This is a genomic window from Oenococcus alcoholitolerans (assembly GCF_051852995.1).
Classification (GTDB): domain Bacteria; phylum Bacillota; class Bacilli; order Lactobacillales; family Lactobacillaceae; genus Oenococcus; species Oenococcus alcoholitolerans.
In genome coordinates this window covers 150,760-171,495 of the sequence record NZ_CP176042.1, presented here as the reverse complement: position 1 = coordinate 171,495, position 20,736 = coordinate 150,760, and the positions used below count along the sequence as shown (strand labels likewise).

Annotated in this window: 20 protein-coding genes and 1 riboswitch; of the genes, 5 read left to right on the top strand and 15 right to left on the bottom strand. The window is 41.6% G+C overall.

Translation table 11 applies throughout. The annotated features are described in order from the left end of the window. Nucleotides 1-94 precede the first annotated feature (94 nt). Complete coding sequence (locus tag ACKP2L_RS01395; RefSeq protein ID WP_439425605.1) at nt 95-544, top strand: Hsp20/alpha crystallin family protein; 450 nt, start codon at nt 95-97, stop codon at nt 542-544. A 60-nt stretch (nt 545-604) separates the two neighbouring features. On the opposite strand, the gene dltD is transcribed toward ACKP2L_RS01395, so the two are convergent. The 7 genes from dltD to ACKP2L_RS01360 form a co-directional block, all read right to left on the bottom strand. Further along, nucleotides 605-1,888 carry a D-alanyl-lipoteichoic acid biosynthesis protein DltD gene (dltD, locus tag ACKP2L_RS01390; protein ID WP_439425604.1) on the bottom strand — a complete coding sequence of 428 codons (1,284 nt, stop codon included), beginning with the start codon at nt 1,886-1,888 and terminating at the stop codon, nt 605-607. After that, nucleotides 1,888-2,121 (bottom strand): D-alanine--poly(phosphoribitol) ligase subunit DltC, encoded by a 234-nt coding sequence (dltC, locus tag ACKP2L_RS01385; protein WP_439425603.1) that lies wholly within the window; start codon nt 2,119-2,121, stop codon nt 1,888-1,890. The genes dltD and dltC overlap by 1 nt, the downstream gene beginning before the upstream one ends. Before the next feature lie 3 nt (nt 2,122-2,124). Next, nucleotides 2,125-3,354, bottom strand: a complete 1,230-nt coding sequence (gene dltB, locus ACKP2L_RS01380) for a D-alanyl-lipoteichoic acid biosynthesis protein DltB (protein WP_439425602.1) — start codon at nt 3,352-3,354, stop codon at nt 2,125-2,127. Next, the gene (gene dltA, locus ACKP2L_RS01375; protein ID WP_439425601.1) at nt 3,347-4,882 is read right to left on the bottom strand and encodes a D-alanine--poly(phosphoribitol) ligase subunit DltA; all 1,536 of its coding nucleotides are present in this window, start codon (nt 4,880-4,882) and stop codon (nt 3,347-3,349) included. The genes dltB and dltA overlap by 8 nt, the downstream gene beginning before the upstream one ends. Before the next feature lie 20 nt (nt 4,883-4,902). Further along, nucleotides 4,903-5,049, bottom strand: coding sequence for a teichoic acid D-Ala incorporation-associated protein DltX (locus ACKP2L_RS01370; protein ID WP_439425600.1), 147 nt, complete (start codon nt 5,047-5,049; stop codon nt 4,903-4,905). 66 nt (nt 5,050-5,115) lie between these two features. Further along, the gene (locus tag ACKP2L_RS01365; protein WP_439425599.1) at nt 5,116-5,973 is read right to left on the bottom strand and encodes an alpha/beta hydrolase; all 858 of its coding nucleotides are present in this window, start codon (nt 5,971-5,973) and stop codon (nt 5,116-5,118) included. Continuing rightward, entirely contained in the window at nt 5,957-7,192 is a 1,236-nt protein-coding gene (locus ACKP2L_RS01360) for a PTS sugar transporter subunit IIC (protein ID WP_439425598.1), read from the bottom strand. Before ACKP2L_RS01360 ends, ACKP2L_RS01365 begins: the two co-directional genes overlap by 17 nt. 160 nt (nt 7,193-7,352) lie before the next feature. Between ACKP2L_RS01360 and ACKP2L_RS01355 the strand changes: the two genes are divergently transcribed. Together ACKP2L_RS01355 and ACKP2L_RS01350 are read left to right on the top strand one after the other, a co-directional pair. Then, on the top strand, nt 7,353-9,155 hold the full coding sequence (locus ACKP2L_RS01355) for a M3 family oligoendopeptidase (protein WP_439425597.1): 1,803 nt from the start codon (nt 7,353-7,355) through the stop codon (nt 9,153-9,155). Nucleotides 9,156-9,195: 40 nt separating this feature from the next. After that, the gene (locus tag ACKP2L_RS01350; protein ID WP_439425596.1) at nt 9,196-11,727 is read left to right on the top strand and encodes a M1 family metallopeptidase; all 2,532 of its coding nucleotides are present in this window, start codon (nt 9,196-9,198) and stop codon (nt 11,725-11,727) included. A 61-nt stretch (nt 11,728-11,788) separates the two neighbouring features. Here the strand turns inward: ACKP2L_RS01350 and ACKP2L_RS01345 are convergent, their stop codons facing one another. Continuing rightward, complete coding sequence (locus ACKP2L_RS01345; protein ID WP_439425595.1) at nt 11,789-12,802, bottom strand: NAD-dependent epimerase/dehydratase family protein; 1,014 nt, start codon at nt 12,800-12,802, stop codon at nt 11,789-11,791. 21 nt (nt 12,803-12,823) lie between these two features. Further along, nucleotides 12,824-13,483 (bottom strand): NAD(P)H-hydrate epimerase, encoded by a 660-nt coding sequence (locus ACKP2L_RS01340; RefSeq protein ID WP_439425594.1) that lies wholly within the window; start codon nt 13,481-13,483, stop codon nt 12,824-12,826. 95 nt (nt 13,484-13,578) lie between these two features. Next, nucleotides 13,579-13,676, top strand: a riboswitch (purine riboswitch). A 54-nt stretch (nt 13,677-13,730) separates the two neighbouring features. Here ACKP2L_RS01340 and ACKP2L_RS01335 point away from each other — a divergent pair. Both ACKP2L_RS01335 and ACKP2L_RS01330 read left to right on the top strand, forming a co-directional pair. After that, the gene (locus tag ACKP2L_RS01335; protein ID WP_439426182.1) at nt 13,731-14,333 is read left to right on the top strand and encodes a xanthine phosphoribosyltransferase; all 603 of its coding nucleotides are present in this window, start codon (nt 13,731-13,733) and stop codon (nt 14,331-14,333) included. Then, the gene (locus ACKP2L_RS01330) at nt 14,317-15,648 is read left to right on the top strand and encodes a nucleobase:cation symporter-2 family protein (RefSeq protein WP_439425593.1); all 1,332 of its coding nucleotides are present in this window, start codon (nt 14,317-14,319) and stop codon (nt 15,646-15,648) included. The genes ACKP2L_RS01335 and ACKP2L_RS01330 overlap by 17 nt, the downstream gene beginning before the upstream one ends. Before the next feature lie 68 nt (nt 15,649-15,716). Here the strand turns inward: ACKP2L_RS01330 and ACKP2L_RS01325 are convergent, their stop codons facing one another. The 6 genes from ACKP2L_RS01325 to trpX all read right to left on the bottom strand — a co-directional run bounded on the left by ACKP2L_RS01325 (nt 15,717) and on the right by trpX (nt 20,665). Then, nucleotides 15,717-16,691 (bottom strand): GMP reductase, encoded by a 975-nt coding sequence (locus ACKP2L_RS01325; RefSeq protein WP_439425592.1) that lies wholly within the window; start codon nt 16,689-16,691, stop codon nt 15,717-15,719. A gap of 185 nt (nt 16,692-16,876) precedes the next feature. Beyond that, nucleotides 16,877-17,233 (bottom strand): helix-turn-helix transcriptional regulator, encoded by a 357-nt coding sequence (locus tag ACKP2L_RS01320; protein ID WP_439425591.1) that lies wholly within the window; start codon nt 17,231-17,233, stop codon nt 16,877-16,879. Between the two features lie 114 nt (nt 17,234-17,347). After that, the gene (locus tag ACKP2L_RS01315) at nt 17,348-17,917 is read right to left on the bottom strand and encodes an SOS response-associated peptidase family protein (RefSeq protein WP_439425590.1); all 570 of its coding nucleotides are present in this window, start codon (nt 17,915-17,917) and stop codon (nt 17,348-17,350) included. A gap of 75 nt (nt 17,918-17,992) precedes the next feature. Then, entirely contained in the window at nt 17,993-18,754 is a 762-nt protein-coding gene (locus ACKP2L_RS01310) for an ABC transporter ATP-binding protein (RefSeq protein ID WP_439425589.1), read from the bottom strand. Then, nucleotides 18,747-19,643 (bottom strand): ABC transporter permease, encoded by an 897-nt coding sequence (locus ACKP2L_RS01305; protein ID WP_439425588.1) that lies wholly within the window; start codon nt 19,641-19,643, stop codon nt 18,747-18,749. Before ACKP2L_RS01305 ends, ACKP2L_RS01310 begins: the two co-directional genes overlap by 8 nt. Beyond that, nucleotides 19,640-20,665: a tryptophan ABC transporter substrate-binding protein gene (gene trpX, locus ACKP2L_RS01300; protein WP_439425587.1), complete on the bottom strand. Its 1,026-nt coding sequence runs from the start codon at nt 20,663-20,665 to the stop codon at nt 19,640-19,642. Before trpX ends, ACKP2L_RS01305 begins: the two co-directional genes overlap by 4 nt. Between the last annotated feature and the right edge of the window lie 71 nt (nt 20,666-20,736).

The window sequence follows — 20,736 nt, the reverse complement described above, 5'->3', positions numbered from 1 at the left end:
TTCTGATCAATATTGACTTTCTGACCAATACTGACTATTATGAAGATGTAAGCGGTAAGGATGCCACTAATAAAGTAATAGGAGGTATTTAGATATGGCTAACGATTTGATGAACAAGAACGATGATTTTATGGATATGGGCAGCATGATGAGCAACCTGATGAACAACTTCTTCGGCCCGCGTGATGAGCTGTGGGCAAATGACCGGCGCAATTCGGCCATGAGAAGCGATTTGACTGAGAACGACAAAGAATATCGTTTGCAAGTTGAACTCCCAGGATTGGACAAGAAAGATATCAAAGTAGATTATGACCAAAGCAATGGTATCTTGACTGTTTCCGGCACTCTAAACTCAAGTGCTGAAGAGAAAGATAAGGAAAACAATGTCATCAGAAGCGAGCGCCGTTATGGCAACTATTCTCGCAGTTACCATATCCCATCCGTTGATCAGGATAAGATCTCGGCAAAATATGAAAATGGTATTTTGAGTCTAGAACTGCCAAAGAGCAGTGAGAGCATCAACCATCATATTGAGATCCAATAAAATAAAATATTGTCAATAAAAAAATCTCCCATAGTTTATTAACCGTGGGAGATTTTTTATTTATCTGAATTGATAAATACTTTTTTTGGAAGGATCAAGCTGCTGCCATCTTTCAGAAAGAAAATGATTATTTATTTTGTAAGAGTGATGATGATATCCGCCCCGCAAAAACGGGTCTACCTGCTGGTCAAATGCTAACCAGCCGCGCCAGCCAAGATGGATAGTGTCCTGCATGAAATAGGGTTTTGCTCCATCGTGGGAAAAATCGGCTATATTATCAAATCCTTGCGATCTTAATTGATATTTGATCTTAGAGACCGCCTGCTGGTACTTATTTTGATCCAAACCGGTAAATTCGGCCCATCGCGAATTAACCGGCGGGATAACGAACATAACATCGACCTTGCTTTTGGCCAATTGATTCAAAACCAATTGAAAATCGCCATATTCAGGTGATTGTGTATAATAAAATTTTTTTTGAATACCTGCCAAACGTTTCAAACCGATCGGCTTGATCCGATGATCATAAAAACGATTATAAATACCAAAACGATTACCGTTAGTTTCTCTGGCAGCCTTCTGTCCTGCTAATCGATAAAGCTGCTGATAATCGTATTTTTTCGGCAGCTGCGATAAGCGGGGAACGATGCGGCGCTGATAATTATCGCTGATCTGAAAGCGGCTGAATAATTGATCCTCATGGTCTAACAAGCGCCTTTGAATACCGATCGACCAGCGCTGCCATCCGGTCAAAGGCTGACCGGAAGCGACTCTTTGATACATGTCGGTCATATCATCATGTTTCTTTTGACCTTGAACTTTGACCAAGCGGGAAGCCGCATAACGATCAACTTGACTGCCATTAACATGTTTTAACCATTGTGCTGCCTGCAGATTTGAAAAATAAAAATCAAAGGCTGCCGGATCGACTCCTTGTTTATCAAACCACTGAGGCGAAACAACGAAAACAGCCTGTTTGTTTTTCAACTCCGGCAAAATCGTCTGCATGCCGAAGTATTGGGTCAGCGACTGAGTTCCCCTTTTTCCTAAAAGAAAAGGCCGGTACGGGCGATGATACTTAGCAGCCAGAACACTTGGATGAAAAGCATCCATCCTTTCCCATTCCGAAGAACCGAAGAAGGGAACATAACGTACCTTCTTGTCTTCCAAAGCCTGCTTTTTCAACTGCTGGTTTTTAAAAGAAACCGAGTTCAAAGCTACCGCAGCTCTTTGTTCATCTTTTTGCGAAAAAGAGCCAAAATTCAAAGGAAACAGCAATAAAATAAACAGTGCCAAAAAGGCGATCAGTACTGGACCAAAAATTTTCCACAGGCGTTTTTTCATTAATTAGCTTTTAACTCCTTGACTCTTTCGATGACCTTGTTGGGAGTGTCCCATTGACTGCGGTCGAATTCTGAAACAGGCACATTGATCCCAAACTTTTCTTGTAAAGCCAAAACAAGATCGACTGTTGCCATTGAATCGATCAATCCGCTGTCGAAGAAATTATCGTCCATCTGGTCAGACAAATCTTCACCACAAATATTTTTTAAAATTTCTAATACATCTTTTTCCATAATTTACCTACCTTTAAACCATAAAACATTCAAAAAACCGGAGAAAATCAAGAAACTCAGCATAACGACGTGAAAAGTTATCACGATCGCGATCGCCTGAGTAAGCCAATTGCTTTTTAGCCACTTAAGGTGACGGCGCTTATAACGGATCCAAGCATCGTTGATCATTAACCCTAATCCATGATAAAGCCCATACAGGATATAGTACCAGGTGATCCCGTGCCAAAAACCCATTATCAGCATATTAAGAACATAAGCAACACTCGAATAGGTCGTTGACTTTTTGAAAAGACGCTTCTTTTTCATCGCAAAGACCATTCGTATAAAAATAAAATCTCTGAACCAAAAACTTAAGCTGATGTGCCAGCGATTCCAAAATTCTTTTAAATTCTTTGACTTGAACGGCTGATTGAAGTTCATCGGGGTCTGAATGCCCAACAAATAAGAAATCGCCACCGCGAACAAAGAATAACCGGCAAAATCAAAGAACAAATAAAAACCGTAATAATACATGACCAGCAATAAAGGCCAAGATATTGGCGTCCCGGCCGCAAGTGCCATTGATTTAGCATCAGGAAGGGCGACCGAACCAAAGAAATAAGACAAGATAAATTTATAAAGGAAGCCGATAAACAAATAGCGTACAGCTTTCTCTAACATGTCCAGGTAATGGTCGCGGTCAGGTACGTTCTCATAGTCTTTTTCAAACCTCCGGTAACGATCGATCGGTCCAGAAGAAATCGTCGGCATGAATACCATAAAACGCAAAAAATGCCAAGGTTTGAAATCTTTTTGTACACCATCGCGCATTTCAATGATCATGCCGACTGCTCTGAAAGTCAGATACGAAATACCCAAAAAACCGATTATCGAAGGCTTATCGTTGTCCAGAGCAGGTGTCAGCTTAACGATAAAAAGAGGCAAAATCGATAAGGCTGTATACAAATAAAAGACGATGGCGCTGTTTTTTACCGAACGATAGCGATGGTAGAGGCCAACGATCGCCAATTGCCAAAAAATATATAAAATCAAAGCGATCCCTTGATTCAATTTATCGCCGGTGAACATCAGCACGATAAAAGCCGCTGAGTAGACCGTTTCATATATTTTCAAACGACGACCAAAAAAAAGACCAACGATGATCGGCAAGGCGAATATTATCAGGTAAACAAAATATTTTGGATCATTGTAAGGCTGAAGATTCGGGATAGTTTTTCCTAAAAGATCAGACATTATTTACCTCTTTGATAACTGCTTTTATATCGACCTTCCCGTTAAGAGAGATCGGCAATTTGTCTTTATAAATAAATCTCGTTGGGATCATATAAGGCATCATATATTCGGTCAGCTCTTTTTTGATCGCTTTCGTTAATTCTATCGGTTTGGAAAAATCATTTTCTTTGGCAACGACCCAAGCCTGCAATTGAGTCACTTTATGATCAGCATCATAACGCGGTACTGCGATCGCTTGCTTGACATAATGGCTTTGATTCAGTCCTTGATTGACTTCCTCGAGCTCGATACGATAACCATGAAGTTTGATCTGAAAATCTTTTCGTCCCTCATAAAGAAGCTGGCCTTTATCATCAAAGCGGCCAAGATCTCCAGTGTGATAGACTTTGTAAATTTGGTCGTCAAAAAAAGCCTGCTTGGTCTTACCGGGATTATTCAAATATCCCTTAGAAACACTTGGTCCGGAAATGACGATCTCACCGGATTTGCCCTTATCCACCTGATCACCATTTTCATCAACGATAAATATCTTAGTATCATTTTTTGCCCTGCCGATAGGCAGACGGCTATATTCTTTTTCGATGGCCGGAGTGATCTGGACCCCGGTTACGGCAACCGTTGCTTCCGTTGGACCATATGTGTTGAATATTTTCGCTTCAGGGAAACGCGCCTGTAATTTCTGATAAGTTTTTTTAGTCAGTTCCTCGCCGCAAAACAAAAAGCGCTTCAATTCGGGAAAATTGTCTGCTTTAAATTCAGGGTCTACTAAACAAAGATCAGCAAATGAAGGCGTCGAAACAAACACTTGTAAAGATAATTTAGGAAGGAGTTCAAATAAAGCTTTGAAATTTTCTGACAGTTCCTTTGAAACAGCCTTTAAAGTACCGCCCATCAAAAGCGTCATTACCCAATCCATTACCGAAAGGTCAAAAGAAAAAGGCGGCTGCGCTAAAGTAACCGGTCTTTTCGGCAAATCGAAAAATGGTCCGGTCACCCAATCAGCAAAACTCAAAAGATTATTATGACTGATCTGAACGCCTTTTGGCGAACCAGTCGTACCTGAAGTAAAAATTATGTAAAAAATATCATCGCCTTTAACTGGATGGGTCAAAGAATAAGCGGTCTTTTGATGAAAAACGCTTTCTAAATCAGTTTTTTTCAAAACTTTAGTATTTTCAGGCAAAGAAAAACCGCTTGGCAGATCCTCGACTTCGATGACTAATTCAGGGGCGGCAGTCGCAAAAATCGAATCCAATCTTTCAACAGAAGAGGCTGCATCGACCGGTATATACGGATGACCGCTTTTTACTGAGGCGACAAAAGCAGCCAGCATCTGAAATTCCTGGCCGCCAAAGATCAATATTGGAGATTTAGTCGTTGATCCCGCCTGATCTATCCACGCTGCAAGCGAATCGGAATAAAGTTTTAAATCTTGATAAGTATTCGTTTTGCCCTGATCGTCATAAAAAATATTCGCCGATGCTGATTGACAGATATCGTCGATTCTTTGCAGAATATTCTTACCCATTGTTACCTCCTGAAATCAGATTAAAATCCGTTATAAATAAACCCGCCGTCATTGATACCGGTGTAGCCGTAAAGGTACAAAAGGATCAGAAGCACGACAAAATAAAAGATCGTCCTCAAAACAAAACTTGTAACTGGATTTTGAAAAAATTTCTCAACAGTTTTCATAATCAAATTGATGAATCGATAAACATATTACATGAGTTACCGAATTATTGCAAATAAATGACAAAATCAACCGCCAGAGCTCGCCTGCCGTCCGTTGTTGAATGGAGGTGCCGTTTTTAAAATCGTTCGTTCGATCAAATCGATGATCTGGCCGTTAGTCGGCAGATCAGAATGGCTGGAATCATCCCCTGCCACAGTTATCTCGGTGTATGAGTGAACATTATTTTGAAAAACGAATCTGCCCGCCAAAACACTTTCTATCGGGACGATGCCATCGTCATCATATGTTTCGGTCCCGGCCACTGAGTAAACATCCAGATTAGAAGGAATCTTTTTTCTGCTTTTCACCAAATCATTTAAAAGCTGAGTTCGATTTTTATCCGATCTTTCAGCGAAATTAAAAGGCGAACCGATCGTCACAAGAGTGCTGATCGTATTTTGATCAGGATTAAAATACTTTTCCATATAGATAGCCCAAGCGATGCCCCCGTTAGAATGGCCGATAGTATTGAAATGATTGAAATGATATCTTTTTTGCAGAGCTTTAACAGCAATGTTAAGCCATCTAGCCTGCTGCTTGATATTGTCATATCCGTCTCTGTTATTTTCAAAACCGATGACTATGTAAGGCTGCTGGTCATTTGAACTGATGCGGCCGCTATAAGTCAGACTGCCGTCAGCAGCGACCTGGACCCTCAACAGGGAATGAACTGGTGCATTTTTGTTCAAAATAGCGATCATCTGATCAAAACGAGTATTAGTCGCAGACGACCCCGGAACCATGATCGTCGGGACTAATTGAGAATTATAAATGGCAGATTGGTCGTTTACTCTCCCCTTCATCCAATTCTCGCCTAAAAAGGCCATCGCCAAAACTAACAACAGAAAAATAGCGATCAAAAGGCGGTCAATTGTTTTTTGCATGATCGACCTCCTTTAACCAATGAGAAATAAACGGCAGGTAGATAAGGACCGACACCAGCAAGATAAGAACGCTGGCCAGCAGAGCCCGCCAGTCGCCGTTGCTTGAAATAAAAGCACCCAAAAAATTAGGTGTATAGGCAGGCAGCTGAAAAACAGCCGGGGTTATCCATTTTAATTTGATAAAACAGGCTCCGAGGATAACACTGGCTAACGGTGAAAAGATCGTTGGCAAAATGAAATAAGGATTAAGGAACAAAGGAATCCCGAAAGCCATGATTTGATTACTATTCATAAAACTAGGCAAAAGAGATATTCTCGCCAAATGAACGATATTGTCGTTTCTTTTTCTGCCTAGAAACAAAATCGCGATCACTATCGCCAAAGTCATCGCTGTCCCGCCGAACAAAGCAAACGAGTAATATAGACTGTTTATATTTAAAGGGAAAGGAAGATGGTCGACATGGTGATCCAAAGAAGCATTCAAATTGGAAATAGCCGACGGCAAGGAGTAGTCGCGAAAAGACAGGCTTGACGGAACTGGTAATCCAGTCCAAAAGAAAATACTGGCCGCAATGGTCAAAAATAGTACTCCCCAAAAATTATTTGAAAAAAGGCTGACAACATGGTTATTGAACCACTGCGCAGGAGAAAAGTAATAGAAAATCGCCGACACATTAAAAGTAGCCGACACAAGAAAAACTAATGAAACCAAGGCGAAAACAGCGAGCGGTACCAAAAAGTTGAACCGGTGTTTTTTCTCAAAAACAGAAAGTTTAAGCAGCAGCGCTACCATAAAATATGTACAAATTATCGAAATGAACAGATTTTGAGTAGGATTTTGAATAAAAAAACTATTATTGAAGATAAGTTCTATAATCAAAAAACAACTTAAAGAAATGATCGGATTTCTGGTTTTCTTTGCTCTTAGGATCTGCGTTGAGTAAACAAAAGCCAAGATCGACGGGATCATCTGCCTAAAACTCGTGTCTATCATTTCAATACGCGAGGAAAAAGAGCTCAAAAACGTAGGTAAATGAAAACCGAAGATCCTAGGTATGAAAGCAGACGGCAAAAAGAAACTAGTGAAAATCAAATGAAAAAAAACCGAAATAACAATGATCGGAGTCAATATAAAAAAACTTTTATACAAAGCTGAAAAGAAGATCGTCTTGTTCAAGCGGCGATAAAAGCGGGATAAAAAAAGAAAAAAAGAATCCAAATCGCACCCCCATCCGATTTAATTCAATAATACAGTAAATAAAGATAAAAAAAGAAAAAGCTTCATTTAAAAACGACATAACAAAAGAACTTTCTGTTTTAAAAAAGAGGCCTTCAGTAGCTTTATAATTATCGCATATACTTTAAGGAGTTAAATAGAAATGTCTTACAGTCAAAAATGGAATATCGATAACGTCTTTCCGGGTATAGATTCAAAAGAACTGGAAGATGCCTTTTTAAAGGCTAAAGATGATATCAACAAAGATCAGCGTTCGGTCAAGCAGCTAACTGCTGATTCTTCAAACGAAGATATCTTAAAGGCCGCCGACAGCCTTCAACAAACGGAGGGACAACTACATACGATCGGCTTTTACATCAATGCTTGGGCATCAGTCAATTATGGAAAACCGGAGGCAGGTCCGAAATTTGACCGTCTATCAAAATTAGACATTGATTTTACAGCCGTTGAACAGAGCTGGGGTAAATTTTTAGCTGCTTTGGATGAACAAAATTTCAAAGAACTTTTAAAAGATCCCAAATCCAAAGAAATTGCTTTCATATTAGAAGAAACTCGAAAACAAGCTTCCGAATTATTAGATGATCAGACAGAAAAATTGATCAACCGGTTCCAAGCAGATGCCCTGCATGCCTGGTCGGCACATTATGACACGATCTCCTCTGGTCTGCATACTACCTATCGCGACCAACACGGAATCAGTCACCGCGTCTCTGCCGGTCAAGCATTAAACTTGCTGGACGGAATAAAGAACAAAGATGCCCGCGCCGATCTAATGAAAAATTATGAAAAAATGTGGGGCGAAGCAGAAAATCTTTCAGCTGATACCCTCAACCATTTAGCAGGCGCCCGTCTGACCGAATATCAAGCCCACGGCACAAACGATTATTTAAAAAAACCGTTGGAATTGAACCGCCTTTCTAAAGCTTCTTTAAATGCCATGTGGACGACCGTTGCCAAAAATGAAGGAATGCTGGTAAAATTCTTTGCCCGCAAAGCCAAACTCCTTGGTCTGAACTCAAATCAGATATCATGGCAGGACCAAACTGCACCGGTCCAAGTACCGGGTTATCAGCCGCGAACTCTGACCTATGACCAAGCTGCCGAATTTATTATCAAAAATTTCAGCATGTATTCACAGAAAATGGGCGACTTTGCGCGCCATGCCTTTGAAAATCGCTGGATAGAATCAGAAGATCGTCCGGGAAAGCAGCCTGGCGGCTGGGATGAATCGATCCCAGCATTAAAAGAGGATCGGATCTTTTTGACTTTTACCGGGTCAGTCAATGATGCAGCGACTATCGCCCACGAATTAGGCCACGCTTTTCATTCGCACGTGCTTTATGACCTGCCGCAATGGCGTCAAAATTACGCTATGAATGTCGCTGAAACAGCCTCGACTTTTGCCGAAACGATAATCAACAACGCTAATGTTCAAGCTGCCAAAAGCGACGCCGAGAAGATCGTGCTTTTAGATGCCAAGATGGCTAATGCAACTGCTATGTTTATGAATATCAGAGCACGTTACATTTTTGAAAACGCTTTTTACAAAGAAAGGCAAAAGGGAGTCCTTACACCCGAACAACTGAATCAGATGATGGTAAAAGCACAAAAGGAGGCCTTCGCCGGTGCTTTGTCCGACCAAGGTGTTCACCCGCATTTTTGGACTTCAAAATTACACTTTTTCATTGATGATGTGCCCTTTTATAATTTTCCTTACACTTTTGGCTATTTGTTCAGCTTGGGAATATTTGCTTGGGCCCAAAAACAAGACGATTTTCAAGAGTCATATATTGCCTTGCTTCGCGATACTGCCAACATGAGTTCTGAGGACCTCGCAAAAAAACATCTCGGTGTTGATTTGACCAAGGAAGATTTTTGGCAGGCCGGAGCGGATCTGATCAAAAAAGATGTCGACGAATTCTTGGCACTAACTGATAATCTATAATTAAGCAACAAACAATTCGAATCACGGATAAGGAGGAACCATGGCTGAATTTAAAAGATTTTATCAATTTTTCAAGCCGGACCATTACGATATTTTTCTCGATATAAATAGAGAAAAGAAAGAATTTCAAGGTAAAACGACCATTACCGGTCAGGCTTTAGCCGATAAGATCTACATCCATCAAAAAGATCTTCACATAAAATCAGTCAAAGCTGACGACAAAGAATTACCATTTGATATTGATAATGAAGCTGATGCGATCAACATCAAGCTGGCAACGGCCGGCCCAGTAAAAATAACGATCGAATATCAAGCCGAGTTAACTGATTCGATGATGGGGATCTACCCTTCTTATTATCAAGTCGATGGTGTTAAAAAACAGATCGTCGGCACTCAGTTCGAGACCAATTTTGCCAGGCAAGCTTTTCCAAGTATTGATGAGCCGGAAGCAAAAGCAACTTTTGATCTGGCTATAAAATTTGATGAGCATCCTGGCGAAACGATCCTTAGCAACATGCCGGAAGCAAAAGAGGAAAACGGCGTTCATTATTTTCAAAGAACGGTCAAAATGTCTACTTATCTGATCGCTTTTGCTTTTGGAGATCTGCAAAGTAAACAAACAAAAACCAAAAGCGGGGTAAAGATCGGTGTTTTTGCCACGAAAGCTCATAAAGCCAAAGAATTAGATTTCGCCTTGGACATAGCAAAAAAAGCCATCGAGTTTTATGAAGATTTCTACCAAACACCTTATCCGCTTCCGCACTCATGGCAGCTGGCCCTGCCAGATTTTTCGGCCGGTGCCATGGAAAATTGGGGGCTGGTCACCTACCGTGAAGCTTACCTGCTCTTAGACCCTGATAACACTGCTTTCCCGGTCAAACAATTAGTCGCAACCGTCATAACTCATGAATTGGCTCATCAATGGTTTGGCGATCTGGTTACGATGAAATGGTGGGATGATCTTTGGCTGAATGAAAGTTTCGCTAATATGATGGAATATGTGGCTGTCGATGCTATCCATCCTGACTGGAAGATATGGGAAACTTTCCAAACCAGCGATGTCCCTGCTGCATTACAAAGAGATGCAACAGATGGTGTTCAATCGGTCCATGTTCAAGTAAATCATCCAGCCGAGATCGACGCACTGTTCGATGGTGCGATCGTATATGCCAAAGGTGCCCGTATGCTTGTCATGGCACGTGCTTTGATCGGAGATAAAGCTCTGAGAGAAGGACTGAAAAATTACTTTGCGGCCCACAAATACAATAACGCTACCGGTTCAGACTTGTGGTCGGCTCTTGGACAAGCCGCAGGCATCGATCTTGGCACGATCATGGATTCTTGGCTTCAGCAACCCGGCTATCCGTTAGTATCAGCCTCAGTCGTAAACGGCCGCCTGCTGATCAGCCAACAACAGTTCTTTATCGGCAGCGGCAAAGAAGCAGGCCGCCAATGGCAAATACCGCTCAATAGCAATTATCAAAAACTGCCAAAAATTTTCAAAGATAAAGAAAGCGATCTTGGCGATTATCAGCAGCTTCGTCAAGAAGCAGGCCAGCCGTTGATCCTTAACCAAGGCAACGATTCGCATTTTATCGTTAAATACGATCAAGAACTTTTGAAAGACATTTTGGAACACAGTGATTCTCTAGATGCCATTACTCAACGGCAGCTGCTGCAGGACCAACGTCTATTAGCAGAAGCAAGATCGATCTCTTATGCAGATCTGATACCTCTTTTGGAAACATTTAAAGACAGCAAGTCCAATTTAGTCAACGATGCTCTTTACCGTATAGCCAATACCTTAAAAGGTTTTGTCGAAGTCGGTTCCGACCAAGAAAATGATTTAAAGACATTTTTCCGACAGATCAGCAAACAGCAACTAGCCCGCTTAGGCTGGCTGGCAAAGAAGGATGAGGATAATGATGATCAATTGACCCGTCCTTATATCTTAAGAGCTGCTTTATACGGTGAAGACCGTGATGCTATCAGCCAAGCTCATGATCTGTTTACAGCTCATCAAGACGATTTGGAGAGTTTGCCGGCTGATATTCGGACATTCGTTTTGCAAAACGAAGTCAAGAATTTTGGTGATCAAAAACTGTTTGACAAATTGCTTGCCAACTATCAAAACAGTTCTGATGCTAGTTATAAAAATAGTCTCAAAAACGCTTTGGTCTCAACGACTGACAGCAAATTGATCTCACAATTGATCGACAAATTCGAGAACAGCGAAGTTATCAAACCGCAAGATCTGCGCGGCTGGTTTCAAGGATTGCTTGCCAATGACAAAGGCCAGCAGGCAGCTTGGGACTGGATCAGAAAAGATTGGGACTGGTTGGAGAAAACTGTCGGCGGTGATATGGAATTTGCAACTTATATCACCATCATTGCTTTGACATTCAAAAACCGTCAGCGTTTAGCGGAGTTTAAGCTTTTCTTTGATCCTAAAATAAATACTCCCGGTCTAACTAGGGAGATCAAAATGGATACAAAGGTCATCGAAAGCAAAGTCGAATTGATCGAGGCAGATAAAGACAAAGTAAACGAAGCTATCAAGGCTGCTATTTGAGTTTATTAAATTAATAATGTACAGAATAAAAACCGTCTCACATGAAGGCGGTTTTTATATTTTATAAATCAGACAGCATCTTATCGACAGCTGCTTCGATCGTTTTTTTCGCATCAGTAAATTGATAATCATAAAAATCAGGATATTTGGTCTGATATGGTGCCTTATTAACTAATCGCAAGGCCTGGTCCTTGTAAAAACTCGTATAATCGATCGGCTGCCAAAGGGCCAAAGCTAAATCGGCCGGAACGATTTGCGGAAGATGTTTGAAAAGCTTTACCTGCTGCTGCTCAGTCAAATGATCTTTAACTATTTCGACCAGCTCTTTAAAACTGGTAGTGAAACCCAAGCCCAGGACCCGCTTAGAATCAGCAGCCGGATTTTCCATCAAAGCGATTTCCAATTTTGCAAGATCACGAACATCAACGCTGTCCATCGGTCCATCAACGAGATACTTGCCATCGAACAAATAAGCGTAGATCATATCATGCTGCCAGTGAGTGAAACTAGGTCCGATCACGTTGGTCGGATGCAGAACGGTAAAATCGAGGCCGATTATATCAGCAAGATAACGAATCCTTTTTTCTTCGGCGGTCTTCATAACGGCAAAGGGTTCATAAGGATAGTCCATATCTTCAACGTCAGTCCAATCATCCTCTGTAACGATTTTTTTATCCGGGTCGGTGCTGCCATAACCGACTGCACCAGCTGAACCGATCTGTAATAATTTCTTGACCGTACCGGCATCAGCGATCGCTCTGAAAAGGTTATCGACAGCTTTCTCCTTTGTTTTTACAAAATCAGCCACGGTTTTTTCCTTGCCGCTGAACGGTGCCGTGTCGTTAAAGACCCATTGGCTGCCGGCGATCGCTTTTTTGATCGCTGAAAGATCAGACAGCAAGTCTCCTTTAATAAACTCAATAGAAGGTAATTCTTTTTTTAAAAAATCAGCCTTGTTTTGATCAAGGTAAGTTCCAACGATATTAGTAAAACCTTGATCAGAAAGATCCTTAGCCAGCCAAGCGCCCATATAGCCGGTTATTCCAAGAATAGTTATTCGGTCTGTTTTATTCATTTTAAAAGGCTCCTGTGTATTTTAATTATTTTTCAATTTTTGCAGATCGTCTGTCCGGTAAATACCAATATCAGCAACGGTCACCAAACCGGCATAATGCGGTCCATCAGCTAAAATCAGACCTTTTTTGCCATAAGACATCGTAACGGTTTCTTGTGCTATGACAGCCTTATTCAAAACTTGTCCTTGATCGGCACTGATCCCTGAAGGCATATCGACCGCCATAACAGGAAGGCCGGTTTGATTGATCCTTTCTATGATGTCAGCATAACCGCCGGTGATATCTCTAGAAAGACCGACCCCAAAAATCGCATCAATGATCGTTGAATATTTGCTCAGATCATCAACTTGCAAAAGGATTTTGACACCATATTTTTTTGCAATATCAAGTTGTCGTTTATTTTCAGGCGATGTATTCTGACGTTTCCCCAAAAGCCAGATCGTCACATCTAAACCGCGCAGAAACAGCATGCGCGCGACCGCGATACCATCACCGCCGTTGTTGCCGCTGCCGGCAACGACCAAAACTTTTTTTAAATCAAAGACCCGGCCGGCCAATAATCTTTGATAAACAGCCAAAGCAGCCCGCTCCATCAAAACAGCCGAAGGAACGCCTATTTCATTGATAGTAAAATCATCAAAAGCCGCTGCTTGTTTTGCAGAAATATAATCATCAGTCATTTTCGATCTCCTTTCACTTAAAGTTTAATCCAGACAAAGGATAAAAATAAAAGCTGTTGTCATTAAAAAAAGTCTGTGATAGGATATGAACTACAAGTTCAAATGTTGAAAAAGCTTATATAAGGTCATGATATGGATGATCGTTTCTACCCGGAGCCTTAAACTCAGGACTATAAACTTTAAGTTGACTATTCGCTTATTCTTTATTTCTCTGAAGGCTTTTTCTTCTTTAGATGGGAGATAAATTATCAAATTTTTAGAGGAAAGAATTAAATCTGAAGGTATCGTCTTAGGATCTGATATTTTAAAAGTCGATAGCTTTTTGAATCACCAAGTCGATCCTGTTTTAATGGCCAGGATCGGAGCAGAATTTGCTGAAAAATTCCGTCACCTTCAAATCACGAAAGTCCTAACGATCGAATCATCGGGAATCGCTCCGGCTTTAATGACCAGCTTCGATTTAAAAGTACCATTGGTTTTTGCGCGTAAGCAAAAAAGCCGGATACTCAATAATGAAGTTTTTTCAACCACTGTTTATTCATATACGAAACAGAGCGAGAATCAGATTTCAATAAGCAAAAAATTCATCTCAGCTAATGACCGCATTTTGATCATCGATGATTTTCTTGCTAACGGCCAGGCCGTCCAAGGCTTATTGGACATCATCGAACAAGCACAGGCGCAAGCGGTCGGTGTCGGTATCGTTATTGAAAAAGCTTTTCAAAAGGGCCATCAGCTGATCCTTTCCAAACACATACCGCTTTTTTCCTTAGCTAGTATCGATCACCTTGTCGACGGCAAGGTCATTTTCAGCAAAAAACAGGAGCAGGCCGATGTCAAACAAAGATAAAGCCATAGAAAACTATCATTCTGCCCTCTTGGGCATCCAGCATCTTTTAGCTATGTATTCAGGGGCAGTATTAGTGCCGCTGCTCGTTGGCGGGGCTTTGAGATTTAATCCCGCTCAAATGACCTACCTGATTTCGATCGACATCTTTATGTGCGGTCTCGCAACTTTTCTTCAACTTTTTACCAACAAAGTTTTTGGCATTGGTCTGCCAGTCGTTTTAGGTTGTGCCATTCAAGCAGTCGCTCCTTTGCAAATGATCGGACAGCGTTTTTCGATCGGAACTATGTATGGTGCGATCATCGCTTCAGCTTTTTTTGTTTTTTTGATCGCTGGTACGTTCGCGAAAATACGTAAATTATTCCCACCGTTAGTGACCGGCATCGTTATAACTGTCATTGGGTTGACCTTGATACCGATCGCATTCGTCAATTTGGGCGGTGGCAATGCGGCAGCAAAGAATTTTGGATCAGCCGATAATCTGATCGTTGGCCTTTTTACGATCTTAGTAGTCTTGGTATGCAGTATATATGGACGCGGTTTCATAAAAAGAATAGCGGTACTGATCGGTCTTTTGCTCGGTACTGTCCTTGCGTCATTTATGGGGATGGTATCTTTTGACGCAGTTTTATCCGCCAGCTGGTTTCATTTTCCGCAGCCGTTTTATTTCGGCCGACCGCAGTTTGAGATCTCATCGATCTTAACGATGATCGCTATTTCGCTGGTTTCTTTGGTCGAATCAACAGGAGTTTTCTTTGCTCTGGGCGATATTACCAAAAGAAAGATCGGTGAAAAAGATCTTAAAAAAGGTTATCGAGCCGAAGCATTGGCCGGTCTTTTGGGCGGCATTTTCAATACTTTCCCCTATACTACTTTTTCACAAAATGTCAGTCTGGTTCAACTATCTGGGATCAAAAGCCGTCAACCGATCTACTACGCAGCAGGTTTTCTGGTCTTGCTGGGACTGCTGCCGAAAGTCGGCGCAATGGCAACGATCATCCCGACTCCGGTTATCGGCGGTGCAACCGTTATCATGTTTGGCATGATAGCCATTCAAGGTATTCGCATGCTGGAACAGGTCAACTTTGCCAATAACAAAAATATTCTCGTTGCGGCTATCTCGATAGGTGCCGGTTTAGGAGTAAGCGTCGAACCGAATATATTTCAAAGCCTGCCAGAAACTGTCCGCTTGATATTCAGCAATGGTGTTGTTGTCGCGAGCCTTTGCGCCGTTGTTTTAAATCTGATCATCCGGCCGGATAAAGAAACGGAAGAAATAAAAAATCCTGTCGAAAACATCAAACAGCAGGAAAATTAGATATTTGTTTTTAACTTTTTATAAAAAAAGGAAACCAATTAACAAAAATGGTTTCCTTTTTTTGTTTTTTACAGATCGCCGTTAGTGATCGTATTAGGAACGATCACATAATTAACAGTCCGCAGAGCTTTTAAATCATCCCCGCCAGCATAAGATATAGCTGATTGCATATCCTGCTCCATTTCGGTCAAAGTATCAGCGATATCCCCGCGATAAGGTACGAGAAGGGCCTTGCCTTCTACGTTTTTATATACCCCTTTTTGTTTGGCCGAAGCAGAACCATAATATTGCTTGAAATGCTGGTTGTCAACGACTAGATCCTTGCCCGGAGATTGTTTGTGACCGGCAAAAAGCGATCCTATCATGACCATACTGGCACCAAAGCGGACTGATTTAGCAATGTCGCCATTATGACGAATGCCGCCGTCAGCGATGATCGGTTTACGAGCAGCCTTAGCACACCAGCGAACTGCTGCTAACTGCCAGCCAGCCGTCCCGAAACCTGTTTTTAGTTTCGTGATGCAGGCCCGGCCCGGACCGATACCGACTTTAGTCGCATCGGCACCGGCATCTTCTAATTCACGAACAGCATCAGGAGTAGCAATATTGCCGGCGATGATAAAAGTATTTGGTAAATGACGCTTGATGTAATGGATCATATCGATGACGCTATTGGCATAGCCGTGGGCGATATCGATCGTAATATAATCCGGTACTAATCCAGCTTCTGCCAATTGATCGATCAGCTGATAATCATTTGTTTTGACTCCGACACTGATCGAACTGATCAGATCTCTTTGTGCCATGTCCGCAACGAAAGCGAATCTTTTTTCTGGTTCAAACCGGTGCATCACATAAAAATACCCGTGTTCTGCCAGCCAAACTGACAGATCTTCATCAATAACAGATGCCATATTTGCCGGGACGACCGGCAGCTTAAATCGATGACCACCAAATTCAACACTGGTATCAGCTTCAGAACGACTGTTGATCAAGCACTTATTTGGGATCAACTGAACGTCTTCATAGTCAAATACTTCCATAAAAGCGCAAACCTCTTCAATATATTCACCGTGGCGATTTATCACCAACGACAATACAATATCGGTCTTTTAGACGAATGTCAAATAAATTTTCGGAAAAAAGAGTTTCTGAACCTTTAAAAAAATATTTTATTCGTTTTTTAACGCTAATATAGATATATATTTAAAAAAATAATCGTTATTTATTATTGATTAAAAGCTCTTATAACTGTCGGAATAAACCAGCTGAGAAGACCGATCAAAGCGAACAAAAGCCACCAGTACCTTGCTGAAAACTCCCAACCATTCATTGGCCGGCTGCCTGTTTCACCATTTTTGTCCAGATCGACATTTGTTTTTTTAGAATCCAAAATCAATTCGTCTAAAGAAACCTCAAAAAGTTCAGCTAATTTTACCAGATTAGATAGATCAGGCGTACTTTCACCACTTTCCCATTTAGAAACTGCTTGGCGGGAAACGAACATTTTTTTAGCAATATCATCTTGAGAATAACCGGCGTCCTTCCGATATTTGTATAATTGCGAGGCAAATTTTATTTCCATTTCAAGTTCCTTTCTAAAATAATTATCACCTGAAACAGCAGTTGAATGCCAGCAACCCGATCCCATTTTTAGATAAAGATGACAGCTTATCGGCAACCAGCAGTTGCAAAACTGTTAAAGCTGCCGGCTGAAAAGCTCGGGCATCGGATAAGAGAGATATTTTTTGGCAAAATCCAGGTCGGTCAACCAAGATTTGATCGCCTTTTTTTCAAGGATCAAGGGCATTCGATCATGGATATGGGCGACCGAACTATTTGGCTGCGTCGTCAAAAGGATACTGTGAGTCTGCCTATTGAAGAAATTATAAAAACCGGCAATGTATATTGGTCGATTTTTTTGCTGGTAATTAAAAATAAACTTTTTCTTATCCGCACTCCATTCAAAAAAACCGCTGGTCGGATAAACGCAACGCCGTTTGATAAAGCTTTCAGCAAATAAATTTTTTTCTAAAACTGTCTCGCTGCGAGCATTTATCAATAATTGCTTGGGCCGGTCAGAAAAAGCCGGAAAACCCCATGGCATCGCAGCCACCTGAACCTGATTTTTTGCATAAATGACGATCGCGGTCTTATCTCCCGGAAATACTTCGCCTCTTTTAGGCTGATAACCAGCCTGCTCAGCCAACTGCTCGATCCTTTTTATTTCTTCTGAACTTTCCGGTTCGAATGTATATCTGCCGCACATAAAAGCCTCTCTGCTAATATTTTAATTTAAATAAAAGAAAAAAGCCGGAAACAGCTTTTTAAAAAATATCATCGATCAGGCAAAAAAGGTGTCAAGATTACTTCGAGTTAATTTTTCTTTCTTAGCTTGATCGAAATCTTTGATTATCCTTCCATCATCGATCACTATCAGACGATTGCCATAGCGCAAGGCATCATCCATCCTATGGGTTATCATCAAACAAGTCAGCTGATCATCTGTAACTCTTTTTGCAGTCTGTTCCATCAAATCAGCACTTGTTTTAGGATCCAAAGCGGCAGTATGCTCGTCCAGCAACAGCAGATCAGGGCGTTTGATCGTAGCCATCAAGAAACTTAAAGTCTGCCGCTGGCCGCCGGATAGATTTTCCGTCGGTGTTTGCAAGCGTTGATCCAAACCGTTTCCCATAAGCTGGGTCTGCTGTTTAAAAAAAGATAACCGGCTTTTCAAGTTGCGCGAGCGCAACCGCCGTTTTTGGCCCCGTTTTTCTGCCAATAATAGATTTTCCGCAACTGTCATGCGCGGACTGGTACCCATTTTCGGGTCTTGAAAAACTCGGCTCAAAAAAGAAGTCCGTTTTTCTGCCGATAACTGATTTATATTTTTGCCATTATGGATTATCTGACCGGAATCGACCGCTTGAGTACCGGCGATCACATTGAAAAAAGTGGATTTACCAGCCCCGTTGGCACCTATGACTGTAATAAAGTCTCCTTTATAGATATCCAAATCAAGACCTTTTAAAATTTCAGTCTGATTATTTTGAGTCTTATTGACAACAACAGAAATATTTTTTAGAGATAAAACAGCTTCAGTCATTATTATCGTTCAAACTCCTTTTAACCAATTTTTGAAAATGAAAAAACTTCTGTAATCTCGGCAGCATCAAGCAAATCGCCAAAAGCAGCGAGGACAACAAGTTAAGATCATTAGTCGAAAAGCCCAGCTGCAAAACGATCAGCAGCACAAAACGATATATGATCGAACCGATCGTGATCGCTGCCAGCCGCTGGTTCATAGTCAGCTGACCAAAGACAACTTCACCGATGATGATCGAAGCCAAGGCGACAACGATGATACCAATGCCCATATTTATATCAGCATATCCGTTGTTCTGAGCAATAAGAGCACCGCCCAAAGCGACCAGACCATTAGAGATCATCAAACCCAGGGCTGTCATTTTAGAGGTATTGATACCGATCGAACGGGCCATGATCGGATTATCGCCTGTAACAATAAAGGCTTGGCCCAATTCCGTTTGAAGAAAGAATATCAATAGTAAAGTCACCAAAGTCACACTGATCAGGCCAATAACGATACCATCAAAGTATTTTGGCAATTGCGATAACGGCGAAAATATCGTTGTCCGTCCAAGCAGCGAAACATTGGCTGAACCCATGATTCGGAGATTTACCGAAAGACAGGCTGTCATGACTAATATTCCAGCTAACAGGATCGGGATCTTGCCGATCGTATATAGAAAAGCGGTAACTGCACCAGCAGCCATGCCGACCGCGAATGCCAGCAAACTGGCCAAAAAGGGATCTGTTCCATTAGCAATCAGAGTAACAGCGGTGGCTGCTCCAAGCGGGAAAGTTCCTTCAACAGTCATATCGGGAAAGTTCAAGATCCTAAAAGTTAAAAACAAAGCAATACCAAGGATCGACCAAAGCAATCCTTGGCTAATAGCTGAAACGATCAGATTCATTTAAATACTTCTCCATTCTTTTTAGCTTGCTTTAAAAGTGAAGCCGGCAATTTTATGCCCAAAGTCTTGGCTTCCCCAGTATTTACTGAAATAAAGCCTTTATCGACAAAAGCGATCGGATAATTAGAGGTTTTCTTTCCCTTTAAAACTTTTCCCGCCATTATACCCGACTGCCGGCCTAATTGATATTGACTGACTGCCAAAGTGGCCAGGCCGCCGTCTTTGACCATCGTATCAGCTGCCGGAATGACCGGAACTCCGGCTTTATTGGCAACATCTGCCAAGGTCTTCATAGCACTTGCGACACCGTTGTCCTGAGGTGCATAAACAGCTTGAACGGAATTTACCATTTGACCTGCGATCGTCTGCATATCATTAGTGCTGGAAATCGTATACATTTTTACCTGATAGCCGGCCTTTTGTGCCAAACGCTGCATTTTTTTCGCATTGTAAGTACCGCCATGATCAGAGGTCGTATAGATTATTCCAAGTTTCTTGGCAGAAGGAACTATCTGCTTGATGATATTGAGCTGCTGGCTCAACGGTGATTCGCCGGATGTACCAGTGATATTGCCGCCGGGACGTTGATTAGATTTGACCAATCGGCCGCCGACCGGGTCAGTGATACCTGCCAAAATAACAGGTGTTTTGCCATTTGCCGCCTTGGCTAAAGCTTGAGCAGCCGGAGTAGCGATCCCAACTGTCAGATCATCATTTTCATCATTGAATTTAGATGACATAGTTTGAAGGTTCGATTGATCGCCTTGTGCATTTTGATAATCGATCTTTAAATTTTTGCCGCTTTTAAAACCTTCTTCTTTAAGGCCGGCCACGACACCGCGATGGATCTGATCAAGTGCAGGATGTGTAACCAGTTGCAAAATACCGACCTTGACCTGTTTTTTAACCGCGGTCTGGTTTTGGCCGCTGGCACTCTGCGTTTTCGGCCGACTGGCTTGATAAAAAGCAAAGGCCAAAAAAGCTGCGATAACAACGATGACTCCATAAATTTTCTTCATCACTTTTCTCCTTAAAAACTAACTAATTCAGTAAATCAGCAAAGAAAAACCCGCCAATGTCAGCGGGTCTCACT

Bases quoted from the DNA above. Each gene is read 5' to 3' on its own strand.
- ACKP2L_RS01365 (WP_439425599.1), bottom strand. From the start codon at position 5,973: ATGCAAAAAACAATTGACCGCCTTTTGATCGCTATTTTTCTGTTGTTA.
- ACKP2L_RS01320 (WP_439425591.1), bottom strand. From the start codon at position 17,233: ATGGAAATAAAATTTGCCTCGCAATTATACAAATATCGGAAGGACGCC.
- ACKP2L_RS01315 (WP_439425590.1), bottom strand. From the start codon at position 17,917: ATGTGCGGCAGATATACATTCGAACCGGAAAGTTCAGAAGAAATAAAA.
- dltC (WP_439425603.1), bottom strand. From the start codon at position 2,121: ATGGAAAAAGATGTATTAGAAATTTTAAAAAATATTTGTGGTGAAGAT.
- ACKP2L_RS01395 (WP_439425605.1), top strand. From the start codon at position 95: ATGGCTAACGATTTGATGAACAAGAACGATGATTTTATGGATATGGGC.
- ACKP2L_RS01305 (WP_439425588.1), bottom strand. From the start codon at position 19,643: ATGAATCTGATCGTTTCAGCTATTAGCCAAGGATTGCTTTGGTCGATC.
- ACKP2L_RS01345 (WP_439425595.1), bottom strand. From the start codon at position 12,802: ATGAATAAAACAGACCGAATAACTATTCTTGGAATAACCGGCTATATG.
- ACKP2L_RS01325 (WP_439425592.1), bottom strand. From the start codon at position 16,691: ATGGAAGTATTTGACTATGAAGACGTTCAGTTGATCCCAAATAAGTGC.
- ACKP2L_RS01355 (WP_439425597.1), top strand. From the start codon at position 7,353: ATGTCTTACAGTCAAAAATGGAATATCGATAACGTCTTTCCGGGTATA.
- dltB (WP_439425602.1), bottom strand. From the start codon at position 3,354: ATGTCTGATCTTTTAGGAAAAACTATCCCGAATCTTCAGCCTTACAAT.
- ACKP2L_RS01370 (WP_439425600.1), bottom strand. From the start codon at position 5,049: ATGAAAACTGTTGAGAAATTTTTTCAAAATCCAGTTACAAGTTTTGTT.
- ACKP2L_RS01330 (WP_439425593.1), top strand. From the start codon at position 14,317: ATGTCAAACAAAGATAAAGCCATAGAAAACTATCATTCTGCCCTCTTG.
- ACKP2L_RS01350 (WP_439425596.1), top strand. From the start codon at position 9,196: ATGGCTGAATTTAAAAGATTTTATCAATTTTTCAAGCCGGACCATTAC.
- dltA (WP_439425601.1), bottom strand. From the start codon at position 4,882: ATGGGTAAGAATATTCTGCAAAGAATCGACGATATCTGTCAATCAGCA.
- ACKP2L_RS01340 (WP_439425594.1), bottom strand. From the start codon at position 13,483: ATGACTGATGATTATATTTCTGCAAAACAAGCAGCGGCTTTTGATGAT.
- dltD (WP_439425604.1), bottom strand. From the start codon at position 1,888: ATGAAAAAACGCCTGTGGAAAATTTTTGGTCCAGTACTGATCGCCTTT.
- ACKP2L_RS01310 (WP_439425589.1), bottom strand. From the start codon at position 18,754: ATGACTGAAGCTGTTTTATCTCTAAAAAATATTTCTGTTGTTGTCAAT.